General features: G+C 62.7%; 14 protein-coding genes and 2 pseudogenes. 6 read left to right on the top strand and 10 right to left on the bottom strand.

The annotated features are described in order from the left end of the window. Nucleotides 1-120: 120 nt before the first annotated feature. From A8V01_RS17675 to A8V01_RS17665, 3 genes and pseudogenes are all read right to left on the bottom strand, one after another. Nucleotides 121-303 (bottom strand): annotated as a pseudogene (locus A8V01_RS17675) (integrase); the annotation flags it as partial. Beyond that, nucleotides 300-1,667 (bottom strand): tyrosine-type recombinase/integrase, encoded by a 1,368-nt coding sequence (locus tag A8V01_RS17670; protein ID WP_066489024.1) that lies wholly within the window; start codon nucleotides 1,665-1,667, stop codon nucleotides 300-302. The pseudogene A8V01_RS17675 and the gene A8V01_RS17670, both read right to left, overlap by 4 nt. After that, complete coding sequence (locus A8V01_RS17665) at nucleotides 1,664-2,893, bottom strand: site-specific integrase (protein ID WP_066489022.1); 1,230 nt, start codon at nucleotides 2,891-2,893, stop codon at nucleotides 1,664-1,666. The genes A8V01_RS17670 and A8V01_RS17665 overlap by 4 nt, the downstream gene beginning before the upstream one ends. Before the next feature lie 149 nt (nucleotides 2,894-3,042). Here A8V01_RS17665 and A8V01_RS17660 point away from each other — a divergent pair. The 3 genes and pseudogenes from A8V01_RS17660 to A8V01_RS28285 all read left to right on the top strand — a co-directional run. Continuing rightward, a pseudogene (locus tag A8V01_RS17660) lies at nucleotides 3,043-3,810 on the top strand (IS110 family RNA-guided transposase); the annotation flags it as partial. Nucleotides 3,811-4,181: 371 nt separating this feature from the next. Beyond that, nucleotides 4,182-5,165 carry a DUF4158 domain-containing protein gene (locus A8V01_RS17655; protein ID WP_145206794.1) on the top strand — a complete coding sequence of 328 codons (984 nt, stop codon included), beginning with the start codon at nucleotides 4,182-4,184 and terminating at the stop codon, nucleotides 5,163-5,165. Continuing rightward, the gene (locus A8V01_RS28285; RefSeq protein ID WP_145206795.1) at nucleotides 5,165-5,521 is read left to right on the top strand and encodes a hypothetical protein; all 357 of its coding nucleotides are present in this window, start codon (nucleotides 5,165-5,167) and stop codon (nucleotides 5,519-5,521) included. The genes A8V01_RS17655 and A8V01_RS28285 overlap by 1 nt, the downstream gene beginning before the upstream one ends. Nucleotides 5,522-5,624: 103 nt before the next feature. Here the strand turns inward: A8V01_RS28285 and A8V01_RS17650 are convergent, their stop codons facing one another. Both A8V01_RS17650 and A8V01_RS17645 read right to left on the bottom strand, forming a co-directional pair. Further along, nucleotides 5,625-5,900, bottom strand: coding sequence for an HU family DNA-binding protein (locus tag A8V01_RS17650; protein ID WP_103097437.1), 276 nt, complete (start codon nucleotides 5,898-5,900; stop codon nucleotides 5,625-5,627). Nucleotides 5,901-5,995: 95 nt separating this feature from the next. After that, entirely contained in the window at nucleotides 5,996-7,015 is a 1,020-nt protein-coding gene (locus tag A8V01_RS17645) for a MucR family transcriptional regulator (RefSeq protein ID WP_103097434.1), read from the bottom strand. 701 nt (nucleotides 7,016-7,716) lie between these two features. Between A8V01_RS17645 and A8V01_RS28700 the strand changes: the two genes are divergently transcribed. The 3 genes from A8V01_RS28700 (at nucleotide 7,717) to A8V01_RS17635 (ending at nucleotide 9,097) form a co-directional block, all read left to right on the top strand. Beyond that, nucleotides 7,717-7,887, top strand: a complete 171-nt coding sequence (locus A8V01_RS28700; protein WP_170065968.1) for a DUF6771 family protein — start codon at nucleotides 7,717-7,719, stop codon at nucleotides 7,885-7,887. Nucleotides 7,888-7,976: 89 nt separating this feature from the next. Beyond that, the gene (locus A8V01_RS17640) at nucleotides 7,977-8,228 is read left to right on the top strand and encodes a hypothetical protein (RefSeq protein WP_103097445.1); all 252 of its coding nucleotides are present in this window, start codon (nucleotides 7,977-7,979) and stop codon (nucleotides 8,226-8,228) included. 92 nt (nucleotides 8,229-8,320) lie between these two features. Further along, the gene (locus A8V01_RS17635) at nucleotides 8,321-9,097 is read left to right on the top strand and encodes a hypothetical protein (RefSeq protein WP_211295056.1); all 777 of its coding nucleotides are present in this window, start codon (nucleotides 8,321-8,323) and stop codon (nucleotides 9,095-9,097) included. A gap of 435 nt (nucleotides 9,098-9,532) precedes the next feature. Here the strand turns inward: A8V01_RS17635 and A8V01_RS17630 are convergent, their stop codons facing one another. The 5 genes from A8V01_RS17630 to A8V01_RS17610 form a co-directional block, all read right to left on the bottom strand. Further along, nucleotides 9,533-12,775 (bottom strand): efflux RND transporter permease subunit, encoded by a 3,243-nt coding sequence (locus A8V01_RS17630; protein WP_103097432.1) that lies wholly within the window; start codon nucleotides 12,773-12,775, stop codon nucleotides 9,533-9,535. Then, entirely contained in the window at nucleotides 12,772-13,923 is a 1,152-nt protein-coding gene (locus A8V01_RS17625) for an efflux RND transporter periplasmic adaptor subunit (RefSeq protein ID WP_037516039.1), read from the bottom strand. Before A8V01_RS17625 ends, A8V01_RS17630 begins: the two co-directional genes overlap by 4 nt. After that, nucleotides 13,920-15,188: a TolC family protein gene (locus A8V01_RS17620; protein WP_037516042.1), complete on the bottom strand. Its 1,269-nt coding sequence runs from the start codon at nucleotides 15,186-15,188 to the stop codon at nucleotides 13,920-13,922. The genes A8V01_RS17625 and A8V01_RS17620 overlap by 4 nt, the downstream gene beginning before the upstream one ends. 53 nt (nucleotides 15,189-15,241) lie before the next feature. After that, on the bottom strand, nucleotides 15,242-15,619 hold the full coding sequence (locus A8V01_RS17615; protein WP_103097430.1) for a hypothetical protein: 378 nt from the start codon (nucleotides 15,617-15,619) through the stop codon (nucleotides 15,242-15,244). A 65-nt stretch (nucleotides 15,620-15,684) separates the two neighbouring features. After that, nucleotides 15,685-17,025, bottom strand: coding sequence for an MFS transporter (locus A8V01_RS17610; protein WP_037516048.1), 1,341 nt, complete (start codon nucleotides 17,023-17,025; stop codon nucleotides 15,685-15,687). Nucleotides 17,026-17,047: the final 22 nt, after the last annotated feature.

Here is a 17,047-nt window from a genome sequence, read left to right as displayed (position 1 = left end):
CGACCCGCCTCCCGGCAATACCGTCATATGGCGTGGCTGGTCCCGCCTTATGGACATGAAACTTGGAATTGATCTCGCCGGGCGCACTTGTGGGTAATTGAAAGGTTCCGTCGGCGCTTACGTCAGATCGGCCAGCGTGATAACCACCACCTTCTTTCCTGCACGCTGTGCGACGAACCGCAGCAACAGCCGCCAGGTGTCACGGTATGAGCGAACCGTATGGATGGACGCGTTGCGCTGCTCGACCAGCCATTCGTAGAAGAACGCGCGCAACAGTTTCGGGAACGGGTCGGCTTTGCTCATGGCTGCGCCTCCCGCCCCAGGCTGAGGCATTGTGCGCCCATCGTGCGGAACCGCTCGTTGGCGAGGTGCAGCAACTCCTGCGTGACCGTAATGTAGACCAGCGTGGAGTTGATATCCCGATGGCCGAGGTAAGTCGCAAGGAACGGCAAGCGCTCCTGCGGATTGATGCCCGTTCGGTACCATTCGAGGATTCTGTTCACGACCATCGAGTGGCGCAGGTCATGCACGCGCGGGCCTGCTTTTCCTCGCAATGGTTTCAACCCGGCGCGGCGTATGACGTCGGAGAGCAACCAGGTGATCATTTCCGGGGTGTAATGGCCGTCGCCTCGCTCGTGCCAGAACAGACCCGACCGTGCGTCCTGTGATCCACCGGCACGCCGGCGCGCATCGATGTAGGCCCGAAGCTCGACTACAACGCTGCCCGGTAGTGGCAAAATGCGGGTCTTGAAGAACTTGGTCTGCCGGATGGTAATGCTACCCGCGTGCAGGTCAACATCACCAAGATCTAGACGGGCAAGCTCACCGCGCCGCAAGCCCGCGCAATAGGCGAGGAGCAGCATGGTGTACATGCTCTGTGGGCGAAGTGGTGCCTGCGGCGACGGGTAGTTACGTGCGATCTCGAGCATCCGCCGAACGTCGGCAGGCGAGTAGATATGAGGCGTTCGCCATTGCTTGGAGGCCTCCTTCCTCGGTCTCGGGTCAGGTCGGCGCATGGGTATCGACGGGTCGCGGTGACGCAGGATTTTCGCAAAGACGCGCGCGAGCTTTTCGCATTCCTCAGCGTGATGAAGCGTGCCATTCGTTGCTGCCCATCGATCCATCATGAAGCTCAGCGGCTCGGCTTCCGGTCCCGGATGCAACTGGAGGAACCGGTCGAACCGCAAAAGCAACTGGGGCTGCGATGTGTATTTGTATCCTCTGCGCCGCATCATCGCGACATGCTCGGCCATTATTTCGCCCAGCACGCTTCCGAACGGTCTGGGCTGGCGGAGTTCGGCAAGTGCCTCTTGCGGATTCCGCGACGCCAATGCCCGCCAGATCGGCATGCACTGCTTGATATTGCACTCATCGCGCAGAGCGGCGACGGGATTGCGTTGGATCGCGCCGATTTTCGCCAGGCGTTCGAGGAACCGGTCAACGATGCGGGTGCGGTGCAAGAGCGTGGACGGCGCTCGACGAACGGCCGATTCTCGTAGCCAGGCCAGCAGCACTTCCTGATCCAGTGCCTCGTAACGTTCAGCGACATCCTGCAAGCCATGCAAGACCTGGGCATAACCGGCTCGGCTTTTCGTGCTGCGCAGATCAAGGCTCGCGACATAGCGGCCAATGATCGCTCGGTCGGGATCGGGCCAGCGTGCGGTCATGCCACCAACTCCATTCCCGGCACGTCTAGCGCGATGGCCCTGAGGTCTTCGGTAGCAAGTTTGAGATAGGGAGCCGTCGATCCTGTCGAACGATGTCCCAGCACGTCGCCGATGACCTTTTGAGGCACCGCGGCGCGCAGCATTTCGACCGCGCGCGCATGACGGAAGATGTGGGGGCCGCACTTACCAGGCGGTTGAACGCCAGCGTCACGGAGCCGCCGCCGAACCATGCTGTATAGCTTATCGAGCTTTCGGTAGGGCGCGCGTGTACGAACGAAGATCTCCCTGGCATCGGTCGAGGGGCGCCCGGATCGCAGATAGGCGAGCACCGCTTCGCCGACCGGCTCAAGAAGGGGCAGGAATGTGCTGGCTCGCGTCTTGTGGTGACGCACATGGATGGCTTCCGTTCGCCAGTCGATGTCCTCGATCCGGAGATGGCGGATTTCACCTGACCGCAGACCATAGGCTGCGAGGAGTTGCAGGATCGCATAATCCCGCAACCCCGCCGGTGACTTGTCCTTCTCGGCACTCTCCAGAACGGCGATGATCTGCCCACGGCTCAGGACCGAAGGTACGCCTTCATATGCATAAAGCGTCGGCGCCAGCACATGCCCTGACAGATCCGTCGTAACGCGACCTGTGATATGGAGGTAGCGCAGCAACGAGCGAAGCCGCTCTGCCACAGACTTCAGCGAACAGCGCGTCAGTTTCGGCGCGCGCAAATCCATATAACGGTCAACGTCAGTGACGCTCAGATCCGCCAAGCCGTCGTTTCCGCAATCGATCTGCCAAGCCAGGAAGTTCCGGGCTTCCCACATCAGCGCTGCGACGCTCGCGCAAGCCATCCCGCGTTCCTCACGCAGCCAGATTTCGTATTCGTCGCAGATTGAAAATCGGACCTCATCGGCCTCACAGGCTGGCTTGATGGCTGGCGGCCATTGGCCGTGAACAAGCCGCATCAGTGCGTGAATTCCGGAGCGTGGGACCTCGTGCCAGCGCGCACTGGGACGTCGACCACGCTGCTTTTCGAACTGGACGATTGCGTGCCGCAGATATCGTTCCACATGCACGTCGATCACGCCCGTGACGGGGATACCCCGCTGCTCCAGATAATCGAGAAATCCAGAAGCGTAGGCGCAGTAATTCCTCGCCACCACCGGGCTGTATCGCTGACCGATAAGCGACGACTTAAGTGTGGCGATTAGTTCGTGATGTTTATCCGACATTGGCGGCTCCTCTGCTGGTCTATTGACCCGCAGAGGTTCGGCGCCAAATAATGCGAAGCAAGTCGATCCGAAAACAACGAAAATCCGCCAATCAGGCCGCGTTCCTCCGCATTATGGGGACCTCGTGATTAGTCAAGCGGCAGAAGAACGATGCCGCCGATGCCGAAGCGATTTGCGAGGCGGTGACGCGGCCGACAATGCGGTTCGTCGAAATCAAGTCAGTTGACCAGCAGGCTGGCGGCGTGCTGCACAAAACGCGGGCACTGCTGATCAAGCAGCGGACGATGATGTTCAATGCCGTGCGCAGCCATCTGGCCGAATTCGGTCTTGTGACGGGTACCGGCGTGGCGCAGGTGGTGCGCATGGTCGATCGGCTTGCAAAAGGGGACGAACTCGATCTTCCGGAACTGGCGCGCGAGACACTCGGCGTCTTAGCGCGCCACATTCAGGAACTGCAGGACAAGCTCACCGGGATCGATAAGCAGTTGACCCGCTGGCATTATCGCAACGACGTCAGCAACATCCTTGAAACCATCCCCGGCGTTGGTGTGATCACCGCCTCGGCGCTCGCGTCGATGGTGACCAACGCGCAGAGCTTCAGGTCGGCCCGCCATTTCGCCGCCTGGCTTGGACTCGTGCCCCGGCAAAACTCGTCAGGTGGCAAGACCCGCCTGGGCAAGATTACCAAGGGCGGCAATCGCTACCTGCGACAATTGCTGGTCGTCGGTGCGACTTCAGTGCTGCGGCATGTCCGGGCGGGCAGCGTCAAAGGCTTTGAATGGGCCAAAGCCTTGCTTGATCGCCGTCCGCCCAAGGTCGTGGCCGTTGCTCTGGCCAACAAGATGGCGCGTATTGCATGGGTGGTGATGACGCGCGGCGTCGAGTATGAAAGAAAGGAATTGGCGATCGCAGCCTGATTGGCAGGCGATGGCAAAACAAGGTTGAGGTGTGAAGACCGACTGAAGGCAAGCCATTCGATCCACCGAGCTTCGGCAAACCTGCTTAGCGTACAGGACTTCGAGTCCGCGTAAACGATGAGGAGGCCAGGGCTGGCGGAATCCTTCAAGGCCAGCAGCCGTATAAAGGCTGCACATAAAGGCCGGACACGCGACTGCACTCGATATGGCATGTCAGAACGTCAGAAAATCGCACCGCAACGCGGGAGCCATCCACACGCAACGCTAAGCTGGACAAATCACGAACGCTTAACCTTATCTTTGTGCATGCCTCCCCTGGCAACCGGGTCTAGCGTGACCGAACAGGGGCACCCCGACTCGGATGAGGTGACATGGCGCGGCGCAATCTTCTCTCGCGGCACGAACTCGAGCGGCTTTTCCTGCTGCGAACGGATCACTTTTCGATCGTCAGAAACTGCACCCTGCCGACCGAAGATCTCGATGCCATCGGCAAGCGTCGAGGTGGTGTCAATCGGCTCGGTGTCGCTGTTCACCTCGTGCTGCCGCGCCGCTCGGGGCTTGGGCTGCGCACCAACTCGGATATCCCTATCCCGCAGGCTATACTCAGCTACCTAGCTGCACAGCTTTGCGTCTCGCCGGACATATTCGAACACTACGGTCAACGCCCGCAGACACAAACCGATCATAGCGCCGCAGCAGCCAATATCCTCGGTCTCCACCCATTCACGCGCACCGATGTTGCCTACGCTATCGACCTGGCATGCCGGACAGCAATGCTGAGCGACCGTGGAGAGACCATTGCCCTGTCCCTGATGGACAGTCTCAGGGCGGACCGGTTCATTCTGCCGCCTCCCGACACCCTCGAACGGTCCGGGCTTGCCGGCCGGGCCCGTGCTCGCAAGCTTGCGGCCGCAGAGATCGTCGCGGAGTTGGACGACGCAACATTGGCATCGCTCGATGCGCTCCTGGTCGGTGACCCTGCGCTAGATATAACTCCCTTGGCGTGGCTTCGGGACATGCCCGGATCACCATCGGCCAAGAACATGAACGCGCTGCTTACGCGCTTGAAACATTTACGGCAGCTTGGAATTGATCCAGGGATCAGCCTTGCCACAACAGGATTCCGCTTCAGCCAGTTCATGCGCGAAGGCGGTGTAGCTCCCCCGTTTCTACTTGCCGACTATTTCCGGAATCGCCGCAGGGCAACGCTGGCAGCCGCAGTAGTCGCACTTGAAGTCAAACTTGCCGATGCGGCGATCCTGATGTTCGAACGCCTGATCGGCGGACTGTTCGCCCGCGCCAAGCGGGGCAGGAACGACGGTATCAGCAAACCGCACCATCCGTCGGCAAACTGATGCGGCTGTTCGGAGCGACTATCACCGCACTCGACATGGCGGAGGAAACCGGCGGCGATCCTCTAGTCCTGATCGATGAAATGGTAGGTTGGCACCGCTTGATGGCGGCCCGTCCTCACGTCGATGCCTTGGCTGATCTCACCCAGGAGGACACCCTGATTTCGGCCACCGAACGATACGCAACGCTGCGTCGGTTTTCCAGCAACTTCCTCGACACGTTTACGTTCAAGGCCTCGGGCAGCGGGTCGAACCTGCTCGCGGCGATTGATCTCCTCAAGCAGATAAACAGAAGTCGCGGCATGCACCTGCCGGATAATCCGCCGTGCCCTTTGCCAATCGTCAATGGGCCAAGCTGATCACGGCGGGCGGAAAGGTAAGCCGTGCCCACTACGAGACAGCCATAGGTTTGTAAGAACAAAGAGGGAGGCGGTCTTTTCCTGAAACGCCGCCTCCCGAGAATTAACCGTTGAGCTTGTCTTTCACTCCCTTGGCGGGTGTGAAAGCAAGCTTGCGCGCCGCCTTGATCGTCATCGCTTCGCCGGTGGCAGGATTACGTCCTTCACGCTCCGGCGTATCCTTCACCTTGAATTTGCCGAAGCCGTTGAGCGAAATCTCCTCACCCTTGGCCGCTGCATCAGCGATCGCATCGAACACGGCGTCGACGACCTTGCGGGCATCCGCCTTGGTAAGGCCGGCGTCGGTGGCGATCGCTTCGGCCAGATCATTGTTATTCATAGCAGTTCCTTCTTCTTTGATGGGCGCGGGCCTCAGTATCCACCGCCAGATTCGTTATGTCCGAGCAGTACTGGCCCGGTGAGTGGGGCCGAGATTCAGCTCGCGTCGTCCGTGGTCGGCTTGGGCGTACGCGCCATGCGCTTGGGCCTCGGCGCTTTGCCCGGCTTGTCGGCCTGCAGCGGTTCAGAGTTGGTTTCGCCCTCAGCAGCGGGAGCACCTTCACTGGGCGTCGCCTGCCCTTTGCCGAACAGCCCCAGCTTGCCGCGCGGCTTGCGTGGCGGCTTCGCATCGGGTTCCGGCGCTGCCGACGGAGTTGCCGCAGCGATAGCAGCCGACGCGCCGTCCGCCTGTGAGCCTTTCCCCGCCGCACGCTTCTTTGGGGTGGGTTTCACTCCGGTCACTTCGGAAGTCGAGCTGCTCTTGGGCTTGGCTTTCGCCTCGGGTGCGACCGGCTCGACCGATGGAGCCTTGTCACCTTCAGAGGCAGCAACGACTGGCGCATCCCCGTCAACTTTGGTTGGCTTGGGAGCCGCCTTCCGCTTCAACTTGCCTGCAGGTTTTACCGATTTCGGCGATGCGCCCTTGCCGGTTGGCGTTTTGGCCGCCGAGGTTTCCGCTTTTGCTGGCTTGCCGTCGGTAACCGGCTCGGCATTCGCGGCAGATGCAGCCGCGGTGACCGGCTTCTCGGCGCTCTCCGAAACAGCAGGCTTCGGACGATTGCCAAGACCGATCCGCTCGGCAATGGCGCGGCGCTTGGCTGTGAAGTCCGGAGCGACCATCGGATAGTCGGCGGGCAGCTTGTACCGCTCCCTATAGGCCTCCGGGGTCAACCCGTTCGACGCCAGATGGCGCTTGAGCGTCTTGTACGGCTTGCCGTCGATGAGGCTAACGATATGCGCACTCGACGACAGGCTCTTGCGGATCGACACCGCCGGCGTGAACGTCTGCTGTTCCTCCATAACCGGCTTGGGTGCCGTATCTTCGGTCAGAGCGAGACGGGTCTCCCGGATCAGTCGGGGCAAATCCTCGGATCCGACAGTGTTATTGGTGAGATAGGCGCTGAGGAGTTCTACAGTCAGTGCCGTGAGATCGGCGGGGTTTTCGGTTTCGGCCATAGTAGATAATGCTCCTGCAGCGTTTTATGGATCTGGAGATTGCGACGGCTCGCTTTTCACGAGCAAAAGAACTTAACACAAGAGGGAAACTGCCCGTTTTGGCGGCTGCGCCGATTTGAATCGCACCCAAACCATACACTGGATGGTATTCGTTCGTCAGAAGACCGGCACATTGTTCCTTCAACTGACAGCGCCGATGGGATGGCTGAAAGAACGCATGCACGGAACGGGCGCTCCAGTGCAATCCGCGCAATTGCCAAACCCCTGCCCTGCTATCATATGCCGCCATGCCTTTCAGGCATCCTCTCCCAAAACTTTTCAAGCCGGCCTTTGGGTCGGCTTTTCTGTTTCGAAACAGACTTCCGACAGGGAAGGATCTGACCTTGGTTCGCCGATGATCATCGAGCGATCCACTGTGTATCCGCAAGTTCTCCGCCCATTATCCGCAAAGTTATCCACACCCTGCCCGGTCTCGACATCTGGCCGGCATCAATTCGATGGCCCCATGGCATGCAGTACGATCACGACGACAGACGACCTCGTCGGATTTAACAAGGTCGAGCGCGCCCTGTACCACGTATCTCTGCGCGACCATTGTGCCTCGTGCACCGACATCGACCCATTCACTATCGGTAACAACGAAACTGTTTCGCCCCGTATCTAGTGGACAGGGTACACGGCTTGTGCCCATAGGCTGATCCATGGATTATCCGTTCACTACAACCATTCTTCAGGTCATCGAACGTGCCCCGCAATGGGTTCGCCACGACCTCGAGGCAAAGGATGCGGCGATCCGCGCGCGCGCCGAGGAAACGCTGGCAGCGATGATTTCAGCCGCTCTACAGGACATGCAGATCCCACCTCCGGCTTGACTGAATTGCAGGACGCCTTCTCTTTCCGAGCGAACGGCCCGGAACCAATCTGCCTGTACTCCCTTGATGAAAGCGAAGGAGACCATCGCATGATTGGCAAGATTATCGGGGCGATCGCCGGCAGCCACGCCTCGAAGCACGTACAGGGCCTCAATGGATCGGGCGGTGCACTTCTCGGCGTGGCCGTGCCGACATTACTGCGTCGACTAAGTCCGCTGAGCCTGATTGCCGTGGCGGCAGGCGGATATGCTTACAAGAAGTATGCCGACCGCCGCGAAGCAGACAAGCTTGAACGCGCACGGCCGAGCGGATTTGCGGAGCCCACGCGTACTCAAGCCTAAAGCATAACGCGGCAGCCTCAGGCCCTGAAGCGCTGTGGCTGCCGCCCCCCTGCTCCACCTCAGCCCAGCTTTTTCATTAGCCTCTTAAGCCTGTGCCAGACGGTCAGGGCGGCATCGAGCTGGCACAAGTAGGCCATTCGACCATAGACTTTCAGCAAATCGGTGAACGCGCCAAAGATTTCGGAATATCCTTGGACCATAAGGCGCTCAAAGCGCTCAACACCATCCGCAACGATATGGAACATCACTACACATCGGAGTCGGCGACCGCGATCCGCGCGGCGATCAGCAAGGGTTTTCCGGTTGTGGCTTCCCTGTTTCGCCAGATGGAGGAAGATCCAGTCGCGCTTTTGGGAGAAGCATGGACAACCATGCTGGAAACTAAGGAGTTGTACGACCAAGAGCTCCGGGAAGCGCGGGCCACACTAGAGAAAATTAGATGGCGATCTTCCTCAATCATGGCTGAAGTCATCAAATGCGGAGATTGTCAGTCCGAGCTCGTCGAGCAGGTCGAACCCGAAAACGAGAGCCAAGATTACGCACAGCTGCGCTGCAAGACCTGCGGGCAAGATGTAGATGTAGCCGATGCCATCGAACAGGCGATCGAGAAGGCGCATGGAGCCGAGGCGTATGTCCGTTACAAGGATGCATTCGAGGATGGCCCGATCTATCAGTGTCCCGTTTGCGGGCGGTCGACGTTGTTGGAAGGGGAAGACGGTTGTGCGAACTGCGGCGAAGCTTTGGATTTTAACGCTGAATGTTTTCGCTGCGGAGCAGGCATCAGCATACAGGATTATCTAGACGGGCTCGATGAAGGGCTTTGCTCCTACTGCTCTCACATGCAGGAAAAGATTTTGCGGGAAGACTGAGATGCTTCCTCGCTCATGTCCAAATTGAGGCAATCAGGCAGTTGCCCTAGTGGCGCCCCATCGACAGTTGCTTTTTGATTTGGACGTCTGCCAGGCAGATCTAAACGACCTTTTTTCGTCGGCAGCGGAGTCAGAGTAAGCGTCAGCTATTCCCGCAATCCGGCTCCTGATTGGACAGTCGTTTACACCGGCTTTCCGCCGTGGTCGGGGCTCCAGAGAATGTTTGGTTCTGGGAAACTGAAATGAGAACCTGAAAGGCAACGATGGGTCGAGGGCGGCAAAGGCTTCTACGCGCCCAACCAAGCCGTTCAACTGGGAAAATGGCGTGCCCATGAGTCGCCAGTCCGCTTGTGACCGGGGCTGGGACTAAGCCGCCATTTGGCGCCCGCAGCGCCAATGGCGGCTATTGTCAAAAGCGGCCGCAGCTGCGACGTCTCAGCCAGATTGTGAAATGACTGGGGTCTGCGCTTGCACTCCATCAAATCGGGTCCGCCATCGATCGACGAATGCAGCAATTGCCGGAAGCACGAGCAATGTGAGCGCCGTGGAGGTTATGAGACCTCCGATCACGACGGTCGCCAATGGTCGTTGAACTTCCGCGCCAGTTCCGGTTGCTAGCGCCATCGGAACGAACCCGAGGCTTGCGACCAGTGCCGTCATCAGCACGGGACGCACGCGCTCCATGGCGCCATCGATGATTGCTTTGTCCCCGCCCGCACCGTCGTCCCGTCGCTTACTGATTGCGCTCATCATCACGAGGCCGTTGAGGACCGCGACGCCTGACAATGCAATAAACCCTACCGCCGCAGTGATCGAGAACGGGATGCCGCGCAACAGCAGCGCGAAGACGCCGCCCGCAAGCGCCATCGGCACGGCCGAGAACACGATGGCTGCGGGAATAAACCCGCCAAGCGCCAGATAGAGCAGCGCATAGATCGCGACGAAGCAGATCGGCACGACTATCAAAAGCCGCAGCCGTGCCGATTGCAGGCTCTCGAACGTGCCGCCCCATTCCGTGTACATGCCCGGCGGCAGCGTCATCGCCCCGATCCGTGCCTGCGCGTCCGAGACGAACCCGCCCAGATCGCGACCGCGAACATTCACCTGAACGGTGACCATGCGCTTGCCATTCTCACGGCTGATCTGGTTGAGACCCTGCGTGTAGCTGAACCGCGCCACTTCCCTCAGCGGGATCGATCGCGCGACCTGCCCGTCCGAAGCGGGCAGCATGATCGGGATAGCCCCCAGCGTTTCGAGATCGTCGCGCTGCGCGTCGGGAAGCCGGACCACGACCGAGAAGCGTCGGTCGCCTTCGAACAGAAGGCCGGCCTCGCGACCGCCGAGCGCCGCGGATACCGTGTTCGCAACCTCCTCGACCGTCAGACCGTAGCGGGCCGCCGCCAGTCGATCGATCTTGACGTCGAACGTCGGCGCACCGTCGGTCTGTTCGGCGCTGACATCTCCCGCACCGGGGATCGAGCGCAGCACGCCCGCGATGCGCCGCGCCTCACCGCTCATCTGGTCGAGATCGTCGCCATAAAGCTTGACCGCTACATCGGCGCGCACGCCCGCAATCAACTCGTTGAACCGCATCTGGATCGGCTGCTGAATCTCGGTGCGGTTGCCGATCAGCGGCTTCATCCGCGCCTCGATGCGCTTGAGGATATCCTCCTTGCTCCGCACCTCGGCCGGCCACTCACTCTCGGGCTTGGGAATGACATAGGTGTCCGAAGCATTTGGCGGCATTGGATCGGTGCCGAGATCGGCGTTGCCGTTCTTGGAAAAGACCAGCGCCACCTCGGGCAGGGTCTTGAGGGCATTCTCGATCTGGAGCTGCATCTGCGTCGACTGATCGATCGAGGCGGACGGCACCCGGAAGTTGGTGACCGTGATGTCCTTCTCGTCGAGCTGAGGCATGAACTCCTCACCGAGCAGCCCGAACGCGAGCACGGCCGCGAGGAATATGCCCGCGCCGCCGAGTACGAACGGCAAAGGGCGAGCGACTGCGCGTTCGAGCAGCGGGGCGTACTTCTCCTTGAACCATCGGATCGGCTTGACCTCTGTCTCGCTGACCTTGCCCTTGATGAGGATCGCCAGCATCGCCGGAACGAAAGTCAGCGACAGGACGAACGCGCTCGCCAGCGCGACCATGAGCGTCACCGCCATCGGCGAGAAGGTCTTGCCCTCGATACCCTGGAAGGTGAGCAACGGCACGAACACGAGGAAGATGATGAGCTGGCCATAGACAGTTGGGCGGATCATCTCCTTGGCCGCAAGCGTGGTCTCTTCAAGCCGCTCGTCCATGCTCAGCAACCGCCCTTCATGCTCCTGTCGTTCGGCAAGGCGCCGCAGGGCGTTCTCGACGATGATCACCGCGCCATCGACGATCAGGCCGAAGTCGAGGGCGCCCAGACTCATGAGATTGCCCGAGACGCCGAGGCCATTCATCCCCGCCGCCGTCATCAACATGGTGATCGGGATGACCGCCGCGGTGATCAGGGCCGCGCGGACATTGCCGAGCAGCAGGAACAGGATAACGATGACCAGCAATGCGCCTTCGACGAGGTTCTTCTCGACCGTCGCGATCGTCGCGTTGACCAGCTTCGATCGGTTGTAGACCGGCTCGGCGAAGACGTCGGGCGGCAGCGCCTTGTTAATCTCGGTCAGGCGCTCGGCGGCGCTGTTGGCGACGATGCGGCTATTCTCGCCGACCAGCATCAGCACGGTCGAGATGACCGCCTCCGATCCCATGCGACTGCCCGAGCCGGTTCGCACCGCGCCGCCGATCACGACCTGCCCGACATCCTTGACCCGCACCGGGGTGCCGCCGCGGGTCGCGACCACCGCTTCTTCGATCTCGCTGATCGAGCGGAGCCGCGCGTCGGCACGCACAAGGAAGCTTTCACCGGCGCGCCGCACATAGTTGGAGCCTGCCGACAAATTGGCCTTCTCCAGCGCATCGGCCAGCTCGGTGATCGAGAGGCCGTAGGTCGCGAGCGCATTGAGGTTCGGCTCGACCAGATATTGCTTCACATAGCCGCCGTTGGAATCGACGCCGGCAACGCCTTTCACGTTGCGCATCTGCGGACGGATGATCCAGTCCTGCACGGTGCGCAGATAGGCTGCCTTCGCCAGTTCGGTAGTCAGCCGCTCACCCTCGGGCGTGAGGTAGCTGCCGTCGGTCTGCCAGCCGGGCTTGCCATCGACATGCTCGGCACCGCCCTTGCCGTCGGGGTGACGAAAGGCGACCGAATAGAAGAAAATCTCGCCAAGGCCGGTGCTGAGCGGCGCGAGATTGGGCTGGACGCCGGCCGGAAGGCTGTCCTTCGCCTGCGCGATCCGCTCGGTCACCTGCTGGCGCGCGAAATAGATGTCGGTCGAATCCTCGAACACGGCGGTCACCTGACTGAAGCCGTTGCGCGAGAAGCTGCGCGTCATCTGCAGCCCGGGAATACCGGCGAGCGCGGTCTCGACCGGGAAGGTCACCTGTTTCTCGATATCGACTGGACCGAGCGCGGGCGCGAAGGTGCTGATCTGCACCTGCCGGTTGGTAACGTCGGGAACCGCGTCGATCGGCAGTTTGGTGATCTGCCACGCGCCGAAGCCGATGACGATGAGCGTGAGGAACGCGACGAGCCATCGTCCGCGAACCGAGAGCGCAAGGATGCGACCGATCATTCCGCCGACTCCTTCTCGAGTTCGGCCTTGAGCAGAAAGGCGTTGGTCGTAGCGATCTGTGTCCCGCCCTTGAGGCCGGAGACGATCGCGACCAGCCCGCCACTGCGCGCGCCTGCCTGCACCGTCTGCGCCCTGAACCCGGCGGCTGTGCGAACGAACACTACCGTGCGCTCGCCGAGCGTCTGCACCGCATCCTGTGGCACCATCACGCCGCTTTTGGTCGCGCCGCCACTGGCGAAGATACGCGCCTGCACGAGCTGCCCTGGCGCAAGCACGCTGCTCCCGGCACTCGCCTCGATGACGACGGTCGCCCCCCGAGTTTGCGCATCGACGACCCCGGTCGACGACCGGACCCGCCCGGCGATGATCGCGCCATCGGCGAGGCTCAACTCGACGCGGTCACGCACCCGCACGCGGGTCGCATCAGCGGGCGGCACGCTCGCCGTGATCTGCAACCGGCTGGGATCGGCGACGCGGAACAACTCAGCTTCGGCGGAGACGAACTGGCCAAGATTTGCCGACGCGGCGGTCACGCGCCCGCTGACCGGGCTCACCACTGCGACCGAGCGGCCGTCACCCGCCACCCGCGCGGCCCCTGCGGCGGCGCTGGCACGCATCGCATCTGCGCGGGCAACCGCGAGATTGGCTTCGGCGGTTTCATAATCGGCGCGCGGGCTGACGCCCTGGGCCAGCAGGCTGCGCTCGCGCGCCAGCTGCTTCGTGGCGAGCGTGACCCGGGCACTTGCCGCCGAGCGGTCGGCGGCGATCGCCGAAGCGTCGCGGCTCTCGACCAGCGCCAGCGTTTCGCCTGCGCGCACCGGATCGCCGATGCGCTTGAAGATGCGAACGACGGTACCGGCCGCGCGCGGTGTCAGCACCGCTTCGGCGTCGGGAGTCGAATCCACCGTGGCGCTGGCTGCGATCGCGGCGTCGAGTTCGCCTGAGGCAGACTGCGCCACCACGATCTGCGAGCTGCGGATACCAGCAGCGTCGATGGCGACATCGTCGCCCGGCTTCGCCTCGGCGGCGGGGGTTTGCGCAGCGGGTGGCGCGGGCTGGGTGAAACGGGCGATGCCGAACCCGGCGCCGGCGGCAAGCAGGAGAGCGACGGCGGAGCCGATATACAGGCGGTTCTTGTCGGAGGTCATGGGATCAGGTCTCCGGTGATGGTGCGGCCCTGGAGGCGGGCGAGCGTAGCGTTGGCGGCGAAGCGCGCGGCGAGCGTGTCGAGCACGACCCCGCGAGCACTGCCGAGATTGTGGCGGGCGGTGAGCAATTCGATCAGCGGTGCCTTGCCGGATTCATAGGCGATCCGGGCGAGCCGATAGGCTTCATCGGCCGTTGCGAGCGACGCTTGCGCGGCCGTCACGCGGCTCTCGCTCGCCTCGGCCTGGGCGATGGCGCCGCGCAGTTCGGCTTCGGTCTCGATCCGCGCAGCCTCGGCGCGCGAGGCCGCTCCCTGCGCCTCGGCGCGGACCGCGGCGACATTGCCGCGATTGCGGTCGAACAGCGGCAGGGGCACCGAGACCCCGACGATCATCGCGGTCGCATTGTCGCGCTCCAGACGGCGCACGCCGAGCTGCCCGGTGACGTCCGGGATTGCGCGCTTCTCCTCGACCCGGATGCGCAGCGCCGCCGCGTCGCGTTCGGCGAGCGCCAACCGGTAGATCGCCGAGCTGCCGGCATCGACCGGGCCGACGATCGCCGGCCGCTCGAACATGGCGAGCACCGAGCCGCTGATGCCGGTAAAGGTCTGGGGCGCACCGGCAAGGGCGGACAGCCGCGCCAGCGCGCCGGTCAAATTGGCGCGTGCGAGGTCGCGATCGGCCCGCAGCGCGTTCAGCGCGGACTCGGCCTGAAGACTCCGCAATCTTGCTTCCTTGCCGACATCAACCAGCGCGCGTGCGAGCTTCAGGTCGGCCTCGGCTTCCTCGACCTCGTCATCAGCCAGTTCGACGCGGCGCTGGGCGATTTCAACCATGGCGTAGGCGAGCGCGAGATCGTGGGCATAGGTCGCCCTGGCACCCGAGGCTCTTGCTCTCGCGACGCCAACCTCGGCCTCTCCGGCAGCAATACGCGCCGAGCGCTTGCCGCCCAGTTCGAACGGCTGGTTATACTGGAGCGTGTTCTCCGCCCCGTCGAAGCCGCGATAGGGCGCGCGGCCCGCGATGTTCTCGGCCATCACGCTGACGGTCGGGTTGGGGCGGGCACGAGCCTGTTCGGCAAGCCCTTCGGCGCGAGCGACATCGGCGGCAATCGCTGCCGAACGGGGTGCGTTCTCGCTGTCGCGCAGCAAGGTGGCGAAGGGCGGCGCAACCTGCGCGCGCACTGACTGGACAAGCAGCAGCGCGCCGCTCGCGACCAGCATGCCGGTCACCGCAATGCGCGGCAGCCGGCCTGAATAGGCTCTCATGGATCAATCCCCTTAACGGCATGTCGAACGCGCGCCAGATCGGCGCCGAGCGTTCAGCCGCGTGGGGGTCGCAATATCTCGACGGGCCTCGCCGAGACCGGCAGGCTGGTGGTGACCAGCGTCCAGCGCAGCGACACGATGAACAGCGTTACGCTAACCAGCGGTCGCGAAGAGAGGTCCACGGTCTGGGCAACGGCATGAGCTGCCAGATGGAGCGCGTCCGACGGATCGGGCTGATCCGAGGGAGCATGGTCATGGTGGTCGGTATCGATGCTCGCGGCATGAACTGGCGCATGGCTGTGCGGCAGGCCGTCATGCCAGGTCGCAAGCCCGATCACGCCGATCATGGCGAGCAGTCCCAACAATGCGGCGACGCACTGCAGACGGCTCGCCGGCGCGCGGCGGGAAGCAAGGACCAACGGTCGGGCCATGGCGCGCAACCTATCGCCACGGTGCATGAGCGGCAAGTAATCCCGCACTATCGCAAATATTGCTGTCATGACCGGCGCGGCCAGCGTGGATGAAGATCGTCGATCACATAGTCGTGTCCCGACTTTCCGTGATCGCGCCAGTGCGGATGATCGGCCGGAAGATCGTCATGATTGTGTTCGACCGTGGTCGCGTCGCGTGCCGGCCAGACCAGCAAAGCCGCAACCGTACCGAAAGCCGCCAGACCCGCCATGGCGGCAAACGCCGCTGACAACCCAGAGGCCGCACCCAGCTGCCCGGCGAGCGGATAGGCTATCAGCCAGCAGACATGGCTGAGCGCGAACTGGGCCGCGAACAGGGCCGGCCGGTCCTCGGCGTTCGCCGAGCGCTTGATGAGGCGGCCCGATGGCGTGATGCTTGCCGCATAAGCCATGCCGAGGAACGGCCAACCGATGAGAATGACCGGCCATGCGAGCGAGTGGCCCGGCGCCGTCAAGCCGGCTGCGGCAAGGCCCGCGAGCAATATGGCCAGCGCCACCGACGCGATCAGCATCACGCGCCGATCGGAAAACCGGTCGAGAATGCGCGGCAGTGCAAAGGCGGCCAGCATCGAACCACCGCCATAGGCGGCGAGCGTGATCGCGACCTCGCGCTGGCCGAGCCCGAGCGCGCGGACGATCACGACCGTGTTGACGATGACCATCGCGCTCGCGGCAGCGGCGGAAAGCGTGACCGCGAGCAAGCCGCGCAGACGCGGCGTGCGCAGATAGATGCGGATGCCGCGCGTGGTCTTGGCATATATGCCGTCGCGGACGGCGGTCGATTGACTGACGAGGCTGGGCAGGCCGGAGCTGACGACGAGCGCGGCCGATGCAAGGAAGCCGAGGGCGGTGCCCGAGAACAACCAGTGGAAGTTTATCACGGTGAGCAGCGCGGCCGCCAGGACCGGACTGGTCAGTGTCTCCATGTCGTAGGCGAGCCGGGAAAGAGAGAGCGCGCGGGTATAGTCGCGCTCTTGCGGCAGCACATCGGGAATGGTCGCCTGAAAGGTCGGTGTGAACGCGGCCGATGCCGATTGCAGGACGAAGATCAGGACGTAGATCTGCCAGACTTCGCTGACGAACGGCAGGAACACCGCGACGCCGGCCCGGACGAGGTCGAGCGCCACCAGCAGGGCCTTGCGCGGTACGCGATCGGCGAAGGCGCCCGCAATCGGCGCGACGAGGATATAGGCGACCATCTTGATGGCGAGCGCCGTGCCGAGCACGGCACCGGCATTGCCGCCGGCAAGGTCATAGGCAAGCAGCCCGAGCGCCACCGTCGCGAGGCCGGTGCCGACCAGCGCGATCACTTGGGCGAGGAACAGATGGCGATAGACGCGATTGGCGAGCACCTCGAACACCCACATCCCATATCCCCCCTGGGGGATA

It is taken from the genome of Novosphingobium guangzhouense, assembly GCF_002896965.1.
Lineage (GTDB): Bacteria > Pseudomonadota > Alphaproteobacteria > Sphingomonadales > Sphingomonadaceae > Novosphingobium > Novosphingobium guangzhouense.
Note: the sequence above shows the minus strand (reverse complement) of the source record. Positions and strands in the feature narration are given on the sequence as shown.